This is a genomic window from Serratia sp. HNCC26DJ244 (assembly GCF_057180565.1).
On record NZ_JBXUGO010000020.1, the window covers coordinates 65006 to 81331 of the forward strand.

Annotated in this window: 15 protein-coding genes and 1 pseudogene; 15 read left to right on the forward strand and 1 reads right to left on the reverse strand. The window is 51.6% G+C overall.

Annotation, left to right across the window (positions count from 1 at the left end):
- Positions 1 to 13: 13 nt before the first annotated feature.
- From AC2A06_RS15165 to uvrD, 4 genes are all read left to right on the forward strand, one after another.
- Positions 14 to 718, forward strand: coding sequence for a DUF484 domain-containing protein (locus tag AC2A06_RS15165; RefSeq protein WP_484380821.1), 705 nt, complete (start codon positions 14 to 16; stop codon positions 716 to 718).
- Entirely contained in the window at positions 715 to 1626 is a 912-nt protein-coding gene (gene xerC, locus AC2A06_RS15170; RefSeq protein WP_023489773.1) for a tyrosine recombinase XerC, read from the forward strand. Before AC2A06_RS15165 ends, xerC begins: the two co-directional genes overlap by 4 nt.
- Complete coding sequence (gene yigB, locus AC2A06_RS15175; protein WP_023489774.1) at positions 1626 to 2345, forward strand: 5-amino-6-(5-phospho-D-ribitylamino)uracil phosphatase YigB; 720 nt, start codon at positions 1626 to 1628, stop codon at positions 2343 to 2345. Before xerC ends, yigB begins: the two co-directional genes overlap by 1 nt.
- A 162-nt stretch (positions 2346 to 2507) precedes the next feature.
- Positions 2508 to 4670, forward strand: coding sequence for a DNA helicase II (gene uvrD / locus AC2A06_RS15180; protein ID WP_484380822.1), 2163 nt, complete (start codon positions 2508 to 2510; stop codon positions 4668 to 4670).
- 61 nt (positions 4671 to 4731) lie between these two features.
- Here uvrD and AC2A06_RS15185 read toward each other — a convergent pair whose 3' ends face one another.
- The gene (locus tag AC2A06_RS15185) at positions 4732 to 5205 is read right to left on the reverse strand and encodes a WbuC family cupin fold metalloprotein (RefSeq protein WP_484380829.1); all 474 of its coding nucleotides are present in this window, start codon (positions 5203 to 5205) and stop codon (positions 4732 to 4734) included.
- A 397-nt stretch (positions 5206 to 5602) separates the two neighbouring features.
- Here AC2A06_RS15185 and corA point away from each other — a divergent pair, with 397 nt between their 5' ends.
- The 11 genes and pseudogenes from corA to AC2A06_RS15240 all read left to right on the forward strand — a co-directional run.
- Entirely contained in the window at positions 5603 to 6553 is a 951-nt protein-coding gene (gene corA, locus AC2A06_RS15190; protein ID WP_037383738.1) for a magnesium/cobalt transporter CorA, read from the forward strand.
- Positions 6554 to 7183: 630 nt separating this feature from the next.
- On the forward strand, positions 7184 to 7681 hold the full coding sequence (tssB, locus tag AC2A06_RS15195) for a type VI secretion system contractile sheath small subunit (protein WP_484380823.1): 498 nt from the start codon (positions 7184 to 7186) through the stop codon (positions 7679 to 7681).
- Between the two features lie 36 nt (positions 7682 to 7717).
- Positions 7718 to 9265 carry a type VI secretion system contractile sheath large subunit gene (gene tssC / locus AC2A06_RS15200; protein ID WP_484380830.1) on the forward strand — a complete coding sequence of 516 codons (1548 nt, stop codon included), beginning with the start codon at positions 7718 to 7720 and terminating at the stop codon, positions 9263 to 9265.
- 86 nt (positions 9266 to 9351) lie between these two features.
- Complete coding sequence (locus AC2A06_RS15205; RefSeq protein WP_484380824.1) at positions 9352 to 9570, forward strand: hypothetical protein; 219 nt, start codon at positions 9352 to 9354, stop codon at positions 9568 to 9570.
- Between the two features lie 108 nt (positions 9571 to 9678).
- Complete coding sequence (gene hcp, locus AC2A06_RS15210; protein ID WP_037383727.1) at positions 9679 to 10170, forward strand: type VI secretion system effector Hcp; 492 nt, start codon at positions 9679 to 9681, stop codon at positions 10168 to 10170.
- Positions 10171 to 10672: 502 nt separating this feature from the next.
- A complete protein-coding gene (locus AC2A06_RS15215) occupies positions 10673 to 10864 on the forward strand; it encodes a hypothetical protein (RefSeq protein WP_484380825.1) in 192 nt (63 codons plus the stop codon).
- Positions 10864 to 12459, forward strand: coding sequence for a type VI secretion system protein TssA (gene tssA / locus AC2A06_RS15220; protein WP_473196284.1), 1596 nt, complete (start codon positions 10864 to 10866; stop codon positions 12457 to 12459). The genes AC2A06_RS15215 and tssA overlap by 1 nt, the downstream gene beginning before the upstream one ends.
- Positions 12460 to 12493: 34 nt before the next feature.
- Positions 12494 to 13051, forward strand: a pseudogene (locus AC2A06_RS15225) (type VI secretion system baseplate subunit TssF); the annotation flags it as partial.
- 108 nt (positions 13052 to 13159) lie between these two features.
- The gene (locus AC2A06_RS15230; RefSeq protein ID WP_484380826.1) at positions 13160 to 14506 is read left to right on the forward strand and encodes a VasL domain-containing protein; all 1347 of its coding nucleotides are present in this window, start codon (positions 13160 to 13162) and stop codon (positions 14504 to 14506) included.
- An 802-nt stretch (positions 14507 to 15308) separates the two neighbouring features.
- Entirely contained in the window at positions 15309 to 15641 is a 333-nt protein-coding gene (locus AC2A06_RS15235) for an HVO_A0114 family putative DNA-binding protein (RefSeq protein ID WP_484380827.1), read from the forward strand.
- A partial coding sequence (locus AC2A06_RS15240; RefSeq protein ID WP_484380828.1) for a DNA cytosine methyltransferase occupies positions 15634 to 16326 on the forward strand: 693 nt, incomplete at its 3' end. The genes AC2A06_RS15235 and AC2A06_RS15240, both read left to right, overlap by 8 nt.

Sequence of the window (16326 nt, forward strand, 5' to 3'; positions counted from 1 at the left end):
AGCCCATTGACGTATGAAACGTATCGAAGAGCAGGCAGTGGCAGGCATTGAGCTTGATGACGACATCGTGATGCAATACCTGTCACTCAATCCCGATTTCTTTATCCGCAATGCACGCCAGGTAGAGCAGATGCGGGTGCCTCATCCTGTGCGAGATTCAGTTTCGTTAGTGGAATGGCAACTGGCACGTCAGCGTAACCATATCACTCGGCTGGAAGAAGAGATCACCTTGTTGATGGAGCAGGCGCGCGCTAATGAAATGCTGTTCGAGCGATTGCTAGATTTGCAGGGGGATTTAGCGACAGCCAGTTGCCTGCAAGATATGCTGAACCGCTTGCAGCGTTGGGCTCGGGAATTCGGCTTGGCGGGCGCCAATATCCGCCTGTTTACTGATCGCTGGAAGATTGGGGCACCGTCGGATTTTACTTATCTTGGTCTGGTGCGTTCCGCATTTGAACCGTTGCGTATTCAACGTTTGGGCAATCAGCATCATTACCTGGGGAAACTCAATGGCCCAGAGCTGTTATTGCTATTACCACAGGCGAAGCAAATTGGTTCCGTCGCCCTCTCATTATTAGGGGAACAGGGGGAGCTGGGTATGGTGATCTTCAGTAGCCGTGATGCGCAACACTATCAGCCAGGGATGGGCACCGCGATGCTGGGTCAACTGGCCTCTATGCTGCCAGAATTGCTGGAACGCTGGATAGAACGGATATGACCCCCAGTGTGGCGAGCCTGCAGCAGCCGGTAGACGCGTTTTTACGCTACTTGAAGGTTGAGCGCCAGCTTAGCCCGTTGACTCAAATCAGTTATCAGCGCCAGTTATCAGCCTTGATCAGTATGGTGATTGAACTGGGCGTCAGTGAATGGCCGATGCTTGATGCAGCCAGAGTGCGCCAACTGGCGGTACGCAGTAAACGTGCCGGGCTCCATGCTTCCAGCCTGGCGCTACGTCTTTCAGCCCTGCGGAGCTTTCTTGATTGGCTGGTCAGTAAGGGCGTGTTGAGTGCCAACCCGGCAAAGGGCATCCGCACACCCCGTAGTGGTCGCCATTTACCTAAAAATATGGATGTTGATGAAGTTAACCAACTACTGGAGATTGACCTTAACGATCCGTTAGCAGTACGTGACCGCGCGATGCTTGAGGTGATGTATGGTGCCGGGCTGCGTCTTGCCGAGCTGGTGGGGCTGGATTGCCGCCATATGGATTTGGTCGCCGGTGAAATCTGGGTGATGGGGAAGGGCAGTAAAGAGCGAAAATTACCACTAGGCCGCACGGCAGTCACTTGGTTGCAGCATTGGTTGGCGCTGCGAGATCTGTTTGCACCACTGGATGATGCGGTATTTCTCTCCAACCAGGGTAAACGTATCTCGGCACGCAATGTGCAAAAGCGCTTTGCCGAATGGGGGGTCAAACAGGGGGTTAACAGCCATGTCCATCCGCATAAACTACGCCACTCCTTTGCCACCCATATGCTTGAATCCAGTGGGGATTTGCGTGCAGTGCAGGAGTTGCTTGGCCATGCCAACTTGACCACCACACAAATTTATACCCACCTCGACTTTCAACATCTGGCAAATGTCTATGATGCTGCTCATCCACGAGCCAAACGGGGGAAATCCTGATGCATTTTTACCGTCCGCTGCGTCCTTTGGCTGCGCTTACTTTCGATTTGGATGATACGCTGTACGATAATCGCCCGGTGATCAAACAGGCAGAACAACAATCGATCGCCTTTTTGCAAAATTACCATCCCGGGTTGAGCCATTTTCAATCGGTGGATTTTTACCGCTTGCGTCAGGAACTGCGTGAGCAGGAACCTGAGATTTATCACGACGTGACTCAGTGGCGTTGGCGGGCCGTACACCTGGCACTGAGCCGCCAGGGATTGCGTGACGCCCAGGCCACCATTGGTGCGGATGCCGCCATGCAGAACTTTGCGTTGTGGCGCAGCTGTATCGAGATACCAGAAACCACTCATACCACGCTCCAGGCACTGGCGCGGCATTACCCGCTGGTGGCGATCACCAATGGCAATGTAGACCCGGCGCTGTGCGGGTTGGCGGGTTATTTTCAGTTTGTGCTGCGTTCCGGGCCAGATGGTCGTGCCAAGCCGTATCAGGATATGTATCAGTTAGCCGCACAGCGGTTGGCAATGGCCCCAGAGCAGATTTTGCATGTGGGCGATGACCTGACAACCGATGTGGCGGGAGCATTGCGTGCTGGCCTGCAAGCTTGCTGGATCAACGACCGCCAACGTAGCCTGATGCAGGCTGATGATAGCCGCTTGCTTCCCCATATCGAAATTTCTCAATTGGCATCGTTGACCGCCTTGTTATCTTGATGGTCAAGGGTGGCCCCGATTCAGTCAGTGAAAAGCAACAGCGTAGGGTGTTTTTGTCATGCAACGCAGACTTTTTTGAGTATAATCTGCATTAAATCTGTATAAATCCCCAGTGGAAAGTGCGCGAAAAGGCGGTTTTCCCTTTACCAATTAATGGTGCTTATGGACGTTTCCGATCTGCTCGACAGCATGAATGATAAACAACGTGAAGCCGTGGCCGCCCCACGCAGCAACCTGTTGGTGTTGGCCGGTGCAGGTAGCGGAAAGACCCGGGTACTGGTGCATCGCATTGCCTGGCTGTTAGCGGTAGAAAACTGTTCCCCCTACTCTATTATGGCGGTGACCTTTACCAATAAGGCGGCAGCAGAAATGCGTCACCGGATTGAGCACTTGATTGGCACCAGCCAAGGAGGGATGTGGATCGGTACGTTCCACGGGTTGGCGCACCGCCTGTTACGTGCTCACCATATGGATGCCAACCTGCCGCCCGATTTCCAGATCCTTGATAGTGAAGATCAATTACGCTTGCTTAAACGTATTGTTCGCGCTCTGAATATTGATGAAAAGCAGTGGCCGCCACGTCAGGCGATGTGGTACATCAACGGCAAAAAAGACGACGGCCTGCGCCCGCAGCATATTGAAAGTTACGGTAACCCGGTGGAGGCCACCTGGTTACGCATCTATCAGGCTTATCAAGAGGCTTGTGACCGAGCCGGGCTGGTGGATTTTGCTGAACTGTTGCTGCGAGCCCATGAATTGTGGCTAAACAAACCACATATCCTCAACCATTATCGCGAGCGTTTTAGCAACATTTTGGTGGATGAGTTTCAGGATACTAACCGGATTCAATATGCCTGGATCCGCCTGCTGGCTGGCGATCAGGGTAAAGTGATGATCGTTGGCGATGATGACCAGTCAATCTACGGTTGGCGCGGGGCGCAGGTCGAGAACATCCAGCGTTTCCTGAAAGATTTCCCTGCGGCACAAACCATCCGTCTGGAACAGAATTATCGTTCCACCAGTAACATCCTGAAAGCGGCCAATACCTTGATCGCCAATAACGATGGGCGTATGGGGAAAAACCTGTGGACTGAGGGGGCCGAGGGAGCGCCGATCTCAATTTATTGTGCCTTTAACGAACTGGATGAAGCGCGCTTTGTGGTTAACCGTATCAAGGCTTGGCAAGATGATGGGGGGGCACTGAACGATTGCGCCATGCTGTATCGTAGTAATGCCCAATCGCGGGTGTTGGAAGAAGCGTTGCTGCAAACGGCGATGCCATACCGTATCTACGGCGGGATGCGTTTCTTCGAACGCCAGGAAATCAAAGATGCACTGGCCTATTTACGTCTGATAGCCAACCGTAATGATGATGCTGCTTTTGAGCGGGTGGTGAATACGCCAACCCGTGGCATTGGTGATCGCACCTTGGATGTGGTACGCCAAACGGCGCGAGACCGTCAATTGACGCTGTGGCAGGCTACGCGTGGACTGTTGCAGGATAAAGTGCTGGCAGGCCGTGCTGCTTCATCATTACAGCGTTTTCTCGAACTGGTGGATTCATTGGCTCATGAAACGGCGGACATGCCGCTACATGTACAAACTGATCGGGTGATCCGCGATTCCGGGCTGTTTATGATGTATGAGCAGGAAAAAGGTGAAAAAGGTCAGGCTCGGATTGAAAACCTGGAAGAATTGGTTACAGCCACCCGCCAATACAGCTATCAGGATGAAGATCAGGATCTGCTGCCGTTACAGGCATTCTTGTCCCATGCTGCGCTCGAGGCAGGCGAAGGCCAGGCCGATGCTTATCAGGATGCCGTACAGCTTATGACCTTGCACTCAGCCAAAGGGTTGGAGTTCCAGCAGGTGTTTATCGTCGGTATGGAAGAGGGCATGTTTCCCAGCCAGATGTCACTGGATGAAGGAGGGCGGCTGGAGGAAGAACGCCGGCTGGCCTATGTGGGGCTGACCCGAGCGAGGCAGAAACTGACCTTGACCTATGCAGAAACCCGCCGTCTGTATGGCAAAGAGGTGTATCACCGGCCATCTCGCTTTATTGGTGAGATCCCTGAGGAGTGTGTCGAAGAGGTGCGCTTACGCGCCAGCGTATCCCGCTCGGTAAGCCATCGCCGCATGGGCACACCCATCAGCCAAAGTGATACCGGTTATAAATTGGGGCAGCGCGTGCGCCATCCGAAATTTGGCGAGGGCACCATCGTTAACCTCGAAGGGAGCGGTGAACATAGCCGCTTACAGGTGGCTTTTCCCGGGGAAGGTATCAAGTGGCTAGTGGCCGCTTATGCCAAGCTGGAGGTGGCTTAAGCAGCCAGGGCGCTGAGTAGGCGCCCATCAAGATGTTTTTGCTACCGCCGTTTGCAGCAAACTAGTGAGGGTAACGGTCACCGACTTTGGCCGTAGCATACCAGCGCATCACCGCTTCAATACCGTCCTCCCCTTCTGCCGGGGCCCATGGCATGCAGTCGTTTTCTGTGAGTGCCAGGTAAGGGCCTTGTTTGACCTCAAAAATCGCACCGCCTGGATCCACTGAGAGCACGGCATGCCAGGTAGCGGCTGGCATCTCCAATATTTTAGTTTCTTCACCGAGCAAGGTGCGTTGAGTAATCACGCCGTTGTTATCAAATTGCAGTACTATGAACCGGCCACTTAATGGGGTGAGTAACTCCCAGGTTTGCGGATGGCGGTGTGGGCGAATATAGGTTCCTGGCTCCATGGCGATGACCAAGCGTTGCACCTGATCACTCAATTCTTCATGTAAGTTACGGTGAGCACGCAGACGGGGAAGTTTACTGGCTTGTTCGCTCATGGCGGTCAGGTCGTGGGCGGTAATCTGTTTCATGTTATCAATCCATAATGTTTTCATGCGCTCATCTTAGCAATTATTCACCTAAGGTTCAGAGATCACTGTAGGGTTTTCCTGACTTCGCTATAGCGGTTAGGGGGAATGGGGATAATGTATTGACAGGCTTTTTCTTCTCGGCGTAACATGCGCGCACTATTTTCAATGAGGACATACGCCTTGGACGCACCCAGTAGACACTGGCTCATAAACCTGAATATCAGGTACAACTTCTAAGGTTATCCCCTTTCGCTGATACCCTTAGTGGTTGTCGGCGACCCTCTATGTCGCTCTGAGCCAAGTCTTCATATGGTTTGGAACGAGCTGATTAACATCACTCTCGGTTTCTGTGCTTCACTGCGTTGTCTACCCTGTTACCTCAAGGGAGTTTTGACACATGCTGAGCGCTTTTAAACTGAATAACAACCGCTTATCCCGTTTGGAGTTGGATGACGCCGATGATTTGACCTCGTCGTTGTGGGTTGATCTGGTTGAACCGGAAGACGATGAACGTGAGCGTGTACAGTGTGAATTGGGCCAGAGTTTGGCGACGCGCCCAGAACTGGATGATATTGAAGCGTCGGCGCGTTTCTTTGAAGACGAAGACGGTCTACATATCCACTCCTTTTTCTATTTCGAAGATGCAGAAGATCATGCCGGCAACTCCACGGTGGCTTTCACCATTCGCGATGGTCGCCTGTATACCTTGCGTGAGCGTGAACTTCCTGCTTTCCGCCTTTATCGGATGCGTGCGCGTAACCAGAGAATGATGGACGGTAATGCATATGAGCTGCTGCTTGATCTGTTTGAAACCAAGATTGAACAATTGGCCGATGAGATTGAAAACGTCTATAGCGATCTGGAAAAACTCAGCCGGGTGATTATGGAAGGTCATCCTGGTGAAGGGTATGACGAAGCGCTTTCCACACTGGCTGAGTTGGAAGATATCGGCTGGAAGGTTCGGCTGTGTTTGATGGATACTCAGCGCGCATTGAATTTTTTAGTGCGTAAAGCACGTTTGCCCACCACTCAGTTGGAGCAGGCGCGTGAGATATTGCGCGATATCGAGTCCCTACTGCCACATAATGAGTCGCTATTCCAGAAAGTGAACTTCCTGATGCAGGCCGCTATGGGCTTTATCAATATCGAACAGAGTAGAATCATTAAAATCTTCTCCGTGGTGTCAGTCATTTTCCTCCCCCCCACCTTGGTGGCATCCAGCTATGGGATGAACTTTGAGTTTATGCCAGAACTAAGTTGGTCATTTGGATATCCGGCGGCCATCGCGTTGATGGTTGCCGCTGGGTTGGCCCCTTATCTCTATTTCAAACGGAAAAAATGGTTGTAAATTTTCCATTGTTATTTATTTGGGTGGTCTTGATGGATTTCATCGGCTAATCAATGGATTGATAGATAATAACAAGCATCTCTTTGGCTTGTAGGAAGCACCTCAAGAGCACCCAATGACGGATATTAACCGGAAGTCACGGTGATTTTAGCAACAACATAGGCAATGGCCTCTTACCCTGATTTTTTCAGAAAAAATAAAGTTGGAATTATTGATGTTCTAATGCTGTTTTCCGGTGTAAATCCTTTGTTGATTGATTTGCCCCAGGCCCTATCTTTTGCTGGATACTCCAGAAGTATAATTAAGAAAAATCTTATAAATCACTAAGGTAGGTATGGTGCGGCGTCATAGGCTCTGAAACATTTTGTTACTCAATTTAGGTTCCTTCATCTTATAAACCTTCTTAAACTGCCCGCCATAGGTTTTTATCTGACCATTTTTCTAGTCTCGGAAAAACTTATGATACACAGCGCTCTGCCCTTATCTTGTCATATAAATAGGTTGGTTGGTGACCCTGTTGTTGTCTGCATCCGGTGATGCAAAAGGAAGTGGTTGTTTGGCAAGGGGACCATACCGATTTATTACCCAGGGCAGACCGTTCTTCATTCTCTTTGTTGAGCAGGGTTGTCAATGTCAAATTCCTTCCAAAATGAAATTCCGAAAGCTAGGATTAATCTGAAACTGGCGCTTCACACCGGAGGTGCGCAGAAGAAAACCGAATTGCCATTGAAGTTGTTGGTGGCGGGTGATTTCAGTAACGGTCAAGAAATAGCCTCGCTGTCTGAACGAAAAAAAATAAATATTTCAAAAAATAATTTTAATAGTGTCTTACAAGACTACTCACCTTCGGTCAATCTGGCGGTAGAAAACACGCTGGCCGATGATGGCAGTGAAGAAAATATCTGCCTGACCTTCCAGAACATGAAAGACTTTACCCCTGAGCAGGTTGCCCGTCAAATCCCGCAACTCAAAGCCATGCTGGCGATGCGCAGTCTGCTGCGCGACCTCAAATCCAACCTGCTGGATAACCAGGCGTTCCGCAAAGAGCTGGAAAAAATCCTGCGTGACCCTGCCCTGAGCAATGAACTGCGTTCTGAATTGTCTGCCCTGGCGCCTCAACAGGCTTAACTGGCGTTCGGTTTTTAACGGATTAACACGAGAGAAATACTGATGTCTGTACAACATGAAAATACGACCGCGGGTGACAGAGTGGTATTAGAGCGCTCAACGGCAGGCGGTGTTTATGCCTCCCTGTTTGAAAAAATCAACCTGAGCCCGGTTTCCCACCTCAGTGCGCTGGATAGCTGGCAGGATGCACAGGCGATGTCTGATGCCAACGCCGATGAGCGTTTGACGGCGGGGGTGCAGGTGTTCCTTGAGCGTTTGCGCCTGGCGGGCACCAAAGTGGAAAAACTGGATAAAACCCTGATTGACCACCATATCGCCGAATTGGACTTTCAGATCAGTCGCCAACTGGATGCGGTGCTGCATCACCCCGAGTTTCAGGCGGTAGAGTCATTGTGGCGTGGCGTCAAATCCCTGGTGGACAAGACCGATTTCCGCCAGAACGTGCGCATTGAACTGTTGGACTTGTCGAAGGAAGATTTGCGTCAGGATTTTGAAGATGCGCCGGAAGTGATCCAGACTGGATTGTACAAGCATACGTATATTGATGAATACGACACCCCCGGCGGCGAGCCGATTGCCGCACTGATCTCTTCCTATGAATTTGATGCTTCGGCACAAGATGTGGCGCTGCTGCGTAACATCTCCAAAGTATCTGCCGCGGCCCATATGCCGTTTATCGGCTCTGCCGGCCCGCGCTTTTTTCTCAAAGATGATATGGAAGAAGTTGCGGCCATCAAAGATATTGGCAACTATTTTGACCGCGCCGAGTACATCAAGTGGAAATCCTTCCGCGAGACCGATGATTCCCGCTACATTGGTCTGGTAATGCCGCGCGTGCTGGGTCGCCTGCCGTATGGCCCGGATACTGTGCCGGTACGCAGCTTCAACTATGTGGAAGAAGTCAAAGGACCGGACCATGGCCGTTACCTGTGGACCAATGCCTCGTTTGCCTTTGCCGCCAACATGGTACGTAGCTTTATCAACAACGGCTGGTGTGTGCAAATCCGTGGCCCGCAGGCTGGTGGCGCGGTGCAAGACCTGCCTATCCACCTGTATGACCTAGGCACCGGCAATCAGGTGAAAATCCCGTCTGAAGTGATGATCCCGGAAACCCGTGAATTTGATTTCGCCAACCTGGGCTTCATCCCGTTGTCGTACTACAAAAACCGCGATTACGCCTGCTTCTTCTCCGCCAACTCCACCCAGAAGCCGGCACTGTACGACACCGCCGATGCCACTGCCAACAGCCGCATCAACGCGCGTTTGCCGTACATCTTCCTGCTGTCGCGCATTGCTCACTACCTGAAGCTGATCCAGCGTGAAAACATCGGCACCACCAAGGACCGTCGTTTGCTGGAGCTGGAGCTCAACACCTGGGTACGTAGCCTGGTGACCGAGATGACCGACCCGGGTGATGAACTGCAAGCCTCTCATCCGCTGCGTGATGCGAAGGTGACAGTGGAAGACATTGAGGATAACCCGGGCTTCTTCCGCGTGAAACTGTACGCCATTCCGCACTTCCAGGTGGAAGGGATGGATGTCAACTTGTCACTAGTTTCGCAGATGCCAAAAGCGAAGGCTTAACACAGCGACAGAATGAAAAGCTATCGCCAGCTATGGAGCGATAGGGCCTTTCTGGCTCAGCAACTGTTCCACCAGCAGGCGTGCTGGTGAGAGCCCTGGAGTTAGAGGTGCGCTTTCAGGATGGCACGCTGGTTGATGCCGCCATACTGCCGGCAGTATTGGCATTGGACGCGGCACATAACCGGCGTATCGAAATCAGTCTGGTACCGCAGGCGATGCCTGTGACTTACCAGCAACACCCGCCGTCATCACAGGATGGTGACGGTACACAACAAGGTACCCAAGCTCATTCGAGTGGCGGCTAGGCGGCAAGGCAACGAATCCCCAGCTTGGTCAGCCAAGTGACTGGGGTGATGGCTGAAAGCCAACAACGCAGCAATTTGAATGACGACGGTATAAATGGAGAAAAACCAATGGCAATACCTGTTTATCTGTGGCTGAAGGATGACGGCGGTGCCGACATCAAGGGTTCTGTTGATGTCAAAGACCGTGAAGGCAGCATCGAAGTGGTTGCGCAGCAGCATAATCTGTACATCCCGACTGACAACAACACCGGCAAACTGACGGGGACCCGTATTCACACCCCATTCCTGTTTACCAAGGAAATCGATGCCTCCAGCCCGTATCTGTACAAGGCGGTGACCACCGGCCAGACCCTGAAGTCAGCGGAGTTCAAGTGGTATAAAATCAATGACGCCGGCCAGGAAGTGGAGTACTTCAATACCAAACTGGAAAACGTCAAGGTGGTGAAAGTCAATCCGTTGATGCATGACATCAAAGACCCGGCGTATGAGAAGCACAACCACCTGGAGCAGTTAGAGCTGCGCTACGAAAAAATCACCTGGACTTACAAAGACGGCAACATCATTCATTCCGATTCCTGGAACGAACGTACTACCGCGTAATACCGGTGCGGACAGATTGGTCTGTCCGCGCTTTTTGCTGAGTGCCTGCGCTGCGGAGACTCAGCAAAAAGGTAACGAAAATACAATATATTCCCTCACCTGATGCGCTTTGGTTTATAGCGAAGGGCGGTAGCGTGCCAAAACAGACGCCTTAGTGCTAGATAGTGATTGCACACCATCGCTAGGTGCACAACCCCATCTGTTGTTGGTTGAAAGGGATGACGGCTGACTGCATGTAGCCGTCATCCAGCAAGTTGCAGGGGGATTGGCCCCATCGAGGGCCCAGGTACAGAATGATGTGACAGAGCTGATGGCGCGCAAGGGTATCAGCACTGCCAGCTTCCCAACTGATGGGCGGTTACCCCGTAGTATTGCCCACCTGCAGTCCAATGTGGATTTGCAAACCCGTGGAGAGACGGAGTATAAGCTAAAGCTTAATGAATAAAGTGGTCGAATCAATACGCCATCTTGCTATAAAAGACCGCATATCAGCATGTTTTTGATGGTATTAATCATAACGATAATTCAGACCCTGCAATGGACACTGCGTTTACCACTGGGCAATGGCCTGTTGGCGTTGTTGCAGCTACGCAATTTTACCTTACCGGTTCAGGCTTTCAGTGTTGACGCCTTGGTGGCGGAGAATGCCCCGTCCGGCAATAGCAATAATTTACTCATGGAGAGTGCACAATAATGGCTGACCTGCAAAGTTTAATGGCTGCCTGCCAGGCGGATGAACAGACTCTGGCGCAACAGGAGCAAACCTTTATTGCCCACTGGAATAGCTGGTTGGCCCCTTTGAGTGAGAGCCTGCCAACCGGTGAAGACCCGGGTTATGACGAAGATTTTCAGCGCATTCGCGAAGAGGTCAATAAACTCTCCGGGATGGATACCGAACTTATCTGCACCCTGGCGGAAAAACTGTTGACCACCATCAGCAAGGATCTGCGGGTCGTGACCTTTTATATCTGGGCACGGCTACATCAGGATGGGGATACCGGTTTGGCGGACGGGCTGGCATTGTTGGCCGGGATGTTACAGCGCTTTGGCGGGCAACTGCATCCACAGCGTGAGCGCCCCCGCAAATCCGCATTGGAATGGCTGGCCAGTAGCCGAATGCTAGATAGTTTGTCACGCTACCCGGAAACCGATGTGGCGGTGATGCAGCGCATGGCCGGTGCCCTGCAGCTGATTGAACAGGTGCTGCAGACGCTGGAAGAGAGCGCCCGTCCGCAACTGTCGCCGCTGTATCTGGCATTGGAAACCCGTCTGGCAAGAAGCGGAGGAGCCAATAGTCTGGTGCCGCAGACCAGCCGTGAGGGTAACGATACCGTGGCCTCCTCTGCCAGCACGGTACCATCCATGGCCGCCATCACCTCCGGGCGTGACTTGCTCGATCAGGCCCGGGTATTGGCAAAGTACCTGCGTGACCAGCCCGGGGGCTGGCTGGCGGGGCATCACCTGATGAAGAGTGTGCGCTGGGATACGCTGACGCAACTGCCGCCGCTGGATGCCAGTGGCCGTACCCGCCTGGCTCCCCCGAAACCAGAACACCGTGCCCACTTGAAACGGCTTTATCTTCAGCAGAGCTGGACGGAGTTGCTGGAGCAGGCGGACAGCCAATTTTCCCAGGGGGTCAATCATCTGTGCCTGGATGTGCAATGGTATCTGTGGCAGGCCTGGGTGAAACTGGGGAGTGACGGTGTGGTGGCGGATATTATCTGCCATGACCTGCAAGGGCTGCTGAGCCGCTTGCCGGGGCTGGAAAACCTGGCGTTCAGTGACGGCACTCCTTTTGCCGATGAAGTGACCCTGAACTGGATAGAGGAAAAGGTTCAGGACAATCTGCCGGGCTGGCAGGGGCAATCGGTGGCGGCGGCTTCTCATGCCCATGATGAGATATTGACCCTGGAGCCGGAAGTGCTGCAACTGGCAGACAGCGAAGGAATTGAAGCGGCGTTGAATTGGCTGCAGGCGCGCCCAGGGTTCACTAGCAGTCGTGACCGCTGGCTGATGCGCCTGCTGATGGCGCGGGTAGCGGAGCAGTACGGTAAAAACGACATGGCCCTGCACCTGTTGGCGGAGCTCGACAGCAGTGGTCATACACTCACTCTGCCGCAATGGACCCCGGAACTGATGTTTGAAGTAAAGGCCCGCCGTCTGAAACTGTTGCGGTTAAAAGCGGCGCGTAGCGAAGCGGATAAAAATCGCCTGCAACCGGAGATGGAATCCCTGCTTTCCGGGCTTATCAGCCTCGACCCAGCGCGTGCGGCGGTATTGTGTGGTTGACCCGTTGGGCTGAAACTCAGAGAAATAGATCTTTATGGACGGCTTAACCCAGCGTTATTACGACGCTGAAATGGATTACCTAATTGAAATCGTTTAAGAACTTATCCAGAACCACCCGGGCCGTGCGACGATGTTGAATCTTGATAACGCAGATGCGCGCGGCCCTTACGTTGAACGCCTGTTTGAGGGCTTTGCCTTTCTGATGGGCCGGCTGCGTGAAAAGTTCGATGATGACCTGACGGGGCTCATTGCTGGGTTGTTCAGCCTGCTGTGCCCCCATTATTTACGCACCATTCCTTCCCGGTCGGTGGCGGAGTTCACGTCTGACGGGCAGGAAATGAAAGTGATGATGCGCATCACCAAAGGCTTCGAGGTGTTCTCCCTCCCCATCGGGGAGAAAAAGACCCGCGCTGTCATACCACCACCAAGGAAATCAACCTACAGCCGTTAGCGCTGTAGCACGCTAGGCTGAACAGGTTGCACGGTGAGCAACCTGTTCCTTAACTTCAGTAATCTGGCGGACTGGTGCCGTATCGATCTTGGTCGCATTCCGTTCTATTTCAATGCCGATGCGTCACTGGCTTGCGCGATGGCACCTAATTTACCCCATTAGGCAAAGTGTTGCTGCGTCAGCAACCGTTTATGGATTGCCGATCACTTTATTAATTAATTTTCTTCAGGAACAGAGGGAGCTTGCCACGTGAATACACGCAAACAACTTAAAAACGGCGGTGACCCGCGAGCCCTGGCGGATTATGCCGCGCTGCGGGATGAGATGATGAAGCTTTCCCATCCGGCGCGGCCAGATGTGAACTGGAAGCAGGCTGAAATCCTGTGCCTGCGGCTGTTTGAACAAAACGGCGTCGAGCTTCAGACCGCCTCTTGGTACACCTTGGCACGTACCCATATTGCCGGGGTGGCGGGGTTTAACGAAGGCCTGGCACTGCTCAATGCGCTGGTGAGTTATCAATGGGCGGTGATGTGGCCGGGGCACAGTCATGCGCGGATGGAAATTATCGCCGGTCTGAGCCCTCGTTTGCAGGCGGTATTGCGCACCTTTCCCCTCGATGCGCGTGATGAACTTCCGGCGTTGTATCAGGTGGAAAAAGGGCTGAACAGCTTTTGTGAGGCGCTGGCGCGCCATGAGCTGAAACAAGCCAGCCGGATGGACGGGTTACTGCATCAGGTCAAGCAGGCCATCACCCGGTTGGAAAATGCCCCCTATGAAGGGCAACCAGAACCGACGGTAGTGCTGCCTGCGCAAGCTGTCACGGCACAACCGGTGACTGAACTGAGCGGCCATCAACCACTGGTCTATGTAGCACAATCGTTGCCGGAACCTCCCCCTCCACCGGAGAAACGCGGTTATGTCTGGTCGTTTATCGGCGGGGCCAGTAGTGCTTTATTGGTGGGGGGCCTGCTACTCTGGGGCTGGCATCACCTGCATTCGCCCACGGCGGTGGAGCAACAACTGGTGGCATCAATAACGCCGTTGCCCGAACTCCCGCGTCAGGCTGCTCAACTCAATGCATTGCGTGAGCCCGGTTCACTGGCCCAGCGGCAGGCGGAGAGTCTGGTACAGCAACAGGGGGCGCAGCTTAACTGGCTGATGGCACTGCCCCCGGCCTGGGCGCTGCAGTATGGACAGCAACTGATTGCGCAGTCACAGACCCTGTGGCCGAACAACCCGGAGGCGGAACAGATGCAGAAAGCGTGGCAACAACAGTTGGAAGCCAATGCTTTACCGTTGGCGGCGCTAGACAACTGGCATCAGGGGATGGTGAAACTCCAGCAACTGACCGACCGGCTGAATGCGCTGGATGAACGCAAGGGCAAATACATGACGGGCAGCGAACTGAAAACCATGGTGTTTGCCATTACCCAGGAATTTGGCAAAACGGTGCCGATGGAAGAGCAACTGCGCCAACTGGCTACGGCCTCAACAGATAACAGCTTATCGGGCAATGTGCAGTCACAGGCAGAGCTGCGGCTGGCACAACTGCTTAACCGCTATATGTTGATCAAACAGCAGGTGGGAAGTCGTTAATATGGCGTTTATTTGCCAGCCGTGTGAATGGCTAAGGGGATATATGCCCGTAGCCTGGTTGGTATATAAGATCTTGTTAAGCGAAAAATCATATGGTGAGCAAGAAATAGACCCAACTACTTGTCATATCGGTTTAACAAGGATGCGTTGGAGTTTGAGCGTCGTTTTAAGCGACTCATGACCAGCAGTCACAGTCGTAAAAGTCACAGTCGTAAAGCACTGTTAAATCGTCAGCAGCTCTGGCTATCTCTTGCTGTAATGCCAGCAAGGGATAGCAGCCAAACTCCGCAAGGTAGCGTTCCTAGATAGCAATCTCGCTTTCTAAGCCGGTAATGGATCCCCTTACTTAACAGGTCTACATAATGTTACTTAATAAGTAACATTATGTAGACCTGTGACCAGACCGGGTGAACTATTAAGCATATTGTCTAAAGTGGTTAATGTAGGTGGAGGCATTCATAGTGCAGCTGAGCTGGCTTTTATGCTTGGCGTGCCTTGTGATCTAGCCTTTAGAAAGTTCCTAACAGATAGCGTTAGAATGAGCTACTCAGAAGGGGTGTATGAAAGTTGCCGACAGAGCCCAGAAAAGGCTGGCACACTCACGACGGAACTTAACAGATCGGTGAGAATAACCCTGTTCAGCCAACCGAATAGCAGCCAAAACCGATTGTGTGCTTTCTGTACACTGGCACCGATTCAATTGCTTAAAATCGAAAATAAACTTGCGCTATTATCAGCGGTTGATAAGATATTTTTTTATGTATATGTGTACAGTCTTTAGCTTGTGGGTAACGTGCGGAATATGAACAGCACCAAGCAAAAACGTTGTGTGATTGGCATCCGCGGGCAAGTACCCGATCCGGAGTACCCTGTCGATATTTGGTTTGACTCACTCAAGTCGGTAGCCAATATTTTGTCGAAAGAAAACCAGCACTTGTTAAAAGTGATTGCTGAGCAGCAGCCACAGTCGGTAACGGAACTTGCAGCGCTGACAGGGCGCGCGGTGAGTAATGTGTCGAGAACACTGAAGACGTTAGATGGTTTGGGTATTGTTTGCTTGACTCGCGTATCTGGGCAGGTGAAACCAACTACAGAATTCCGCTCCTTTATTGTTGTAGGAAATTATTGTGCGTAATGTAATATTTTCGTTTTTTTCAGGCTCAGGATTTCTTGACCTTGGATTTGAAAAAGCAGGATTTGAAATTGTATTTGTAAATGAAATAGAGAATCAGTTTATTAAGGCTTATGAGTTCAGCCGGAAAAAAATGGGACACGGTGAGCCCAAATATGGTTATCAGGCTAACTCAATAGAGGATTATCTGAATAATAAAGATGAAGGCTATCTGCAAAATAGTGTTAATAGTGAGAGCCAGATAGGTAATCTTGTTGGTTTTATTGGAGGGCCGCCTTGTCCAGATTTTTCAGTGGGGGGGAAGAATGCAGGTAAAACTGGGGAGAATGGTAAGTTATCAAGATCTTATATTGATTGCATTAAGAAATACATGCCTGATTGGTTTGTGTTTGAAAACGTTAAAGGCCTATGGAGAACTAAGAAACATAGGGAGTTCTATGATGAGCTTAAGAAAGAATTAAATGCAGCTGGGTATGAGTTAAATGATCGTTTGATCAACTCGTTGGAGTTTGGTGTTCCTCAAGATAGAGAGCGAATAATACTATTTGGTGTCAAAAAAAATATTTATAAAAAAATAGACAAAGACTTTTCTTGGGAAAAATATATGAAGTACCCAAACGAGGTTGTATTTTCATATAAATGGCCGGAGAAAAGCCCTTTTGGTGAAGATTTTAAAGTTTCAAGTGAC

What these genes read in the sequence shown, in the direction of transcription:
- AC2A06_RS15165 (WP_484380821.1), top strand. Translation starts at nt 14, where the DNA reads ATGAAACGTATCGAAGAGCAGGCAGTGGCAGGCATTGAGCTTGATGAC.
- xerC (WP_023489773.1), top strand. Translation starts at nt 715, where the DNA reads ATGACCCCCAGTGTGGCGAGCCTGCAGCAGCCGGTAGACGCGTTTTTA.
- yigB (WP_023489774.1), top strand. Translation starts at nt 1,626, where the DNA reads ATGCATTTTTACCGTCCGCTGCGTCCTTTGGCTGCGCTTACTTTCGAT.
- uvrD (WP_484380822.1), top strand. Translation starts at nt 2,508, where the DNA reads ATGGACGTTTCCGATCTGCTCGACAGCATGAATGATAAACAACGTGAA.
- AC2A06_RS15185 (WP_484380829.1), bottom strand. Translation starts at nt 5,205, where the DNA reads ATGAAACAGATTACCGCCCACGACCTGACCGCCATGAGCGAACAAGCC.
- corA (WP_037383738.1), top strand. Translation starts at nt 5,603, where the DNA reads ATGCTGAGCGCTTTTAAACTGAATAACAACCGCTTATCCCGTTTGGAG.
- tssB (WP_484380823.1), top strand. Translation starts at nt 7,184, where the DNA reads ATGTCAAATTCCTTCCAAAATGAAATTCCGAAAGCTAGGATTAATCTG.
- hcp (WP_037383727.1), top strand. Translation starts at nt 9,679, where the DNA reads ATGGCAATACCTGTTTATCTGTGGCTGAAGGATGACGGCGGTGCCGAC.
- AC2A06_RS15215 (WP_484380825.1), top strand. Translation starts at nt 10,673, where the DNA reads ATGGTATTAATCATAACGATAATTCAGACCCTGCAATGGACACTGCGT.
- tssA (WP_473196284.1), top strand. Translation starts at nt 10,864, where the DNA reads ATGGCTGACCTGCAAAGTTTAATGGCTGCCTGCCAGGCGGATGAACAG.
- AC2A06_RS15235 (WP_484380827.1), top strand. Translation starts at nt 15,309, where the DNA reads ATGAACAGCACCAAGCAAAAACGTTGTGTGATTGGCATCCGCGGGCAA.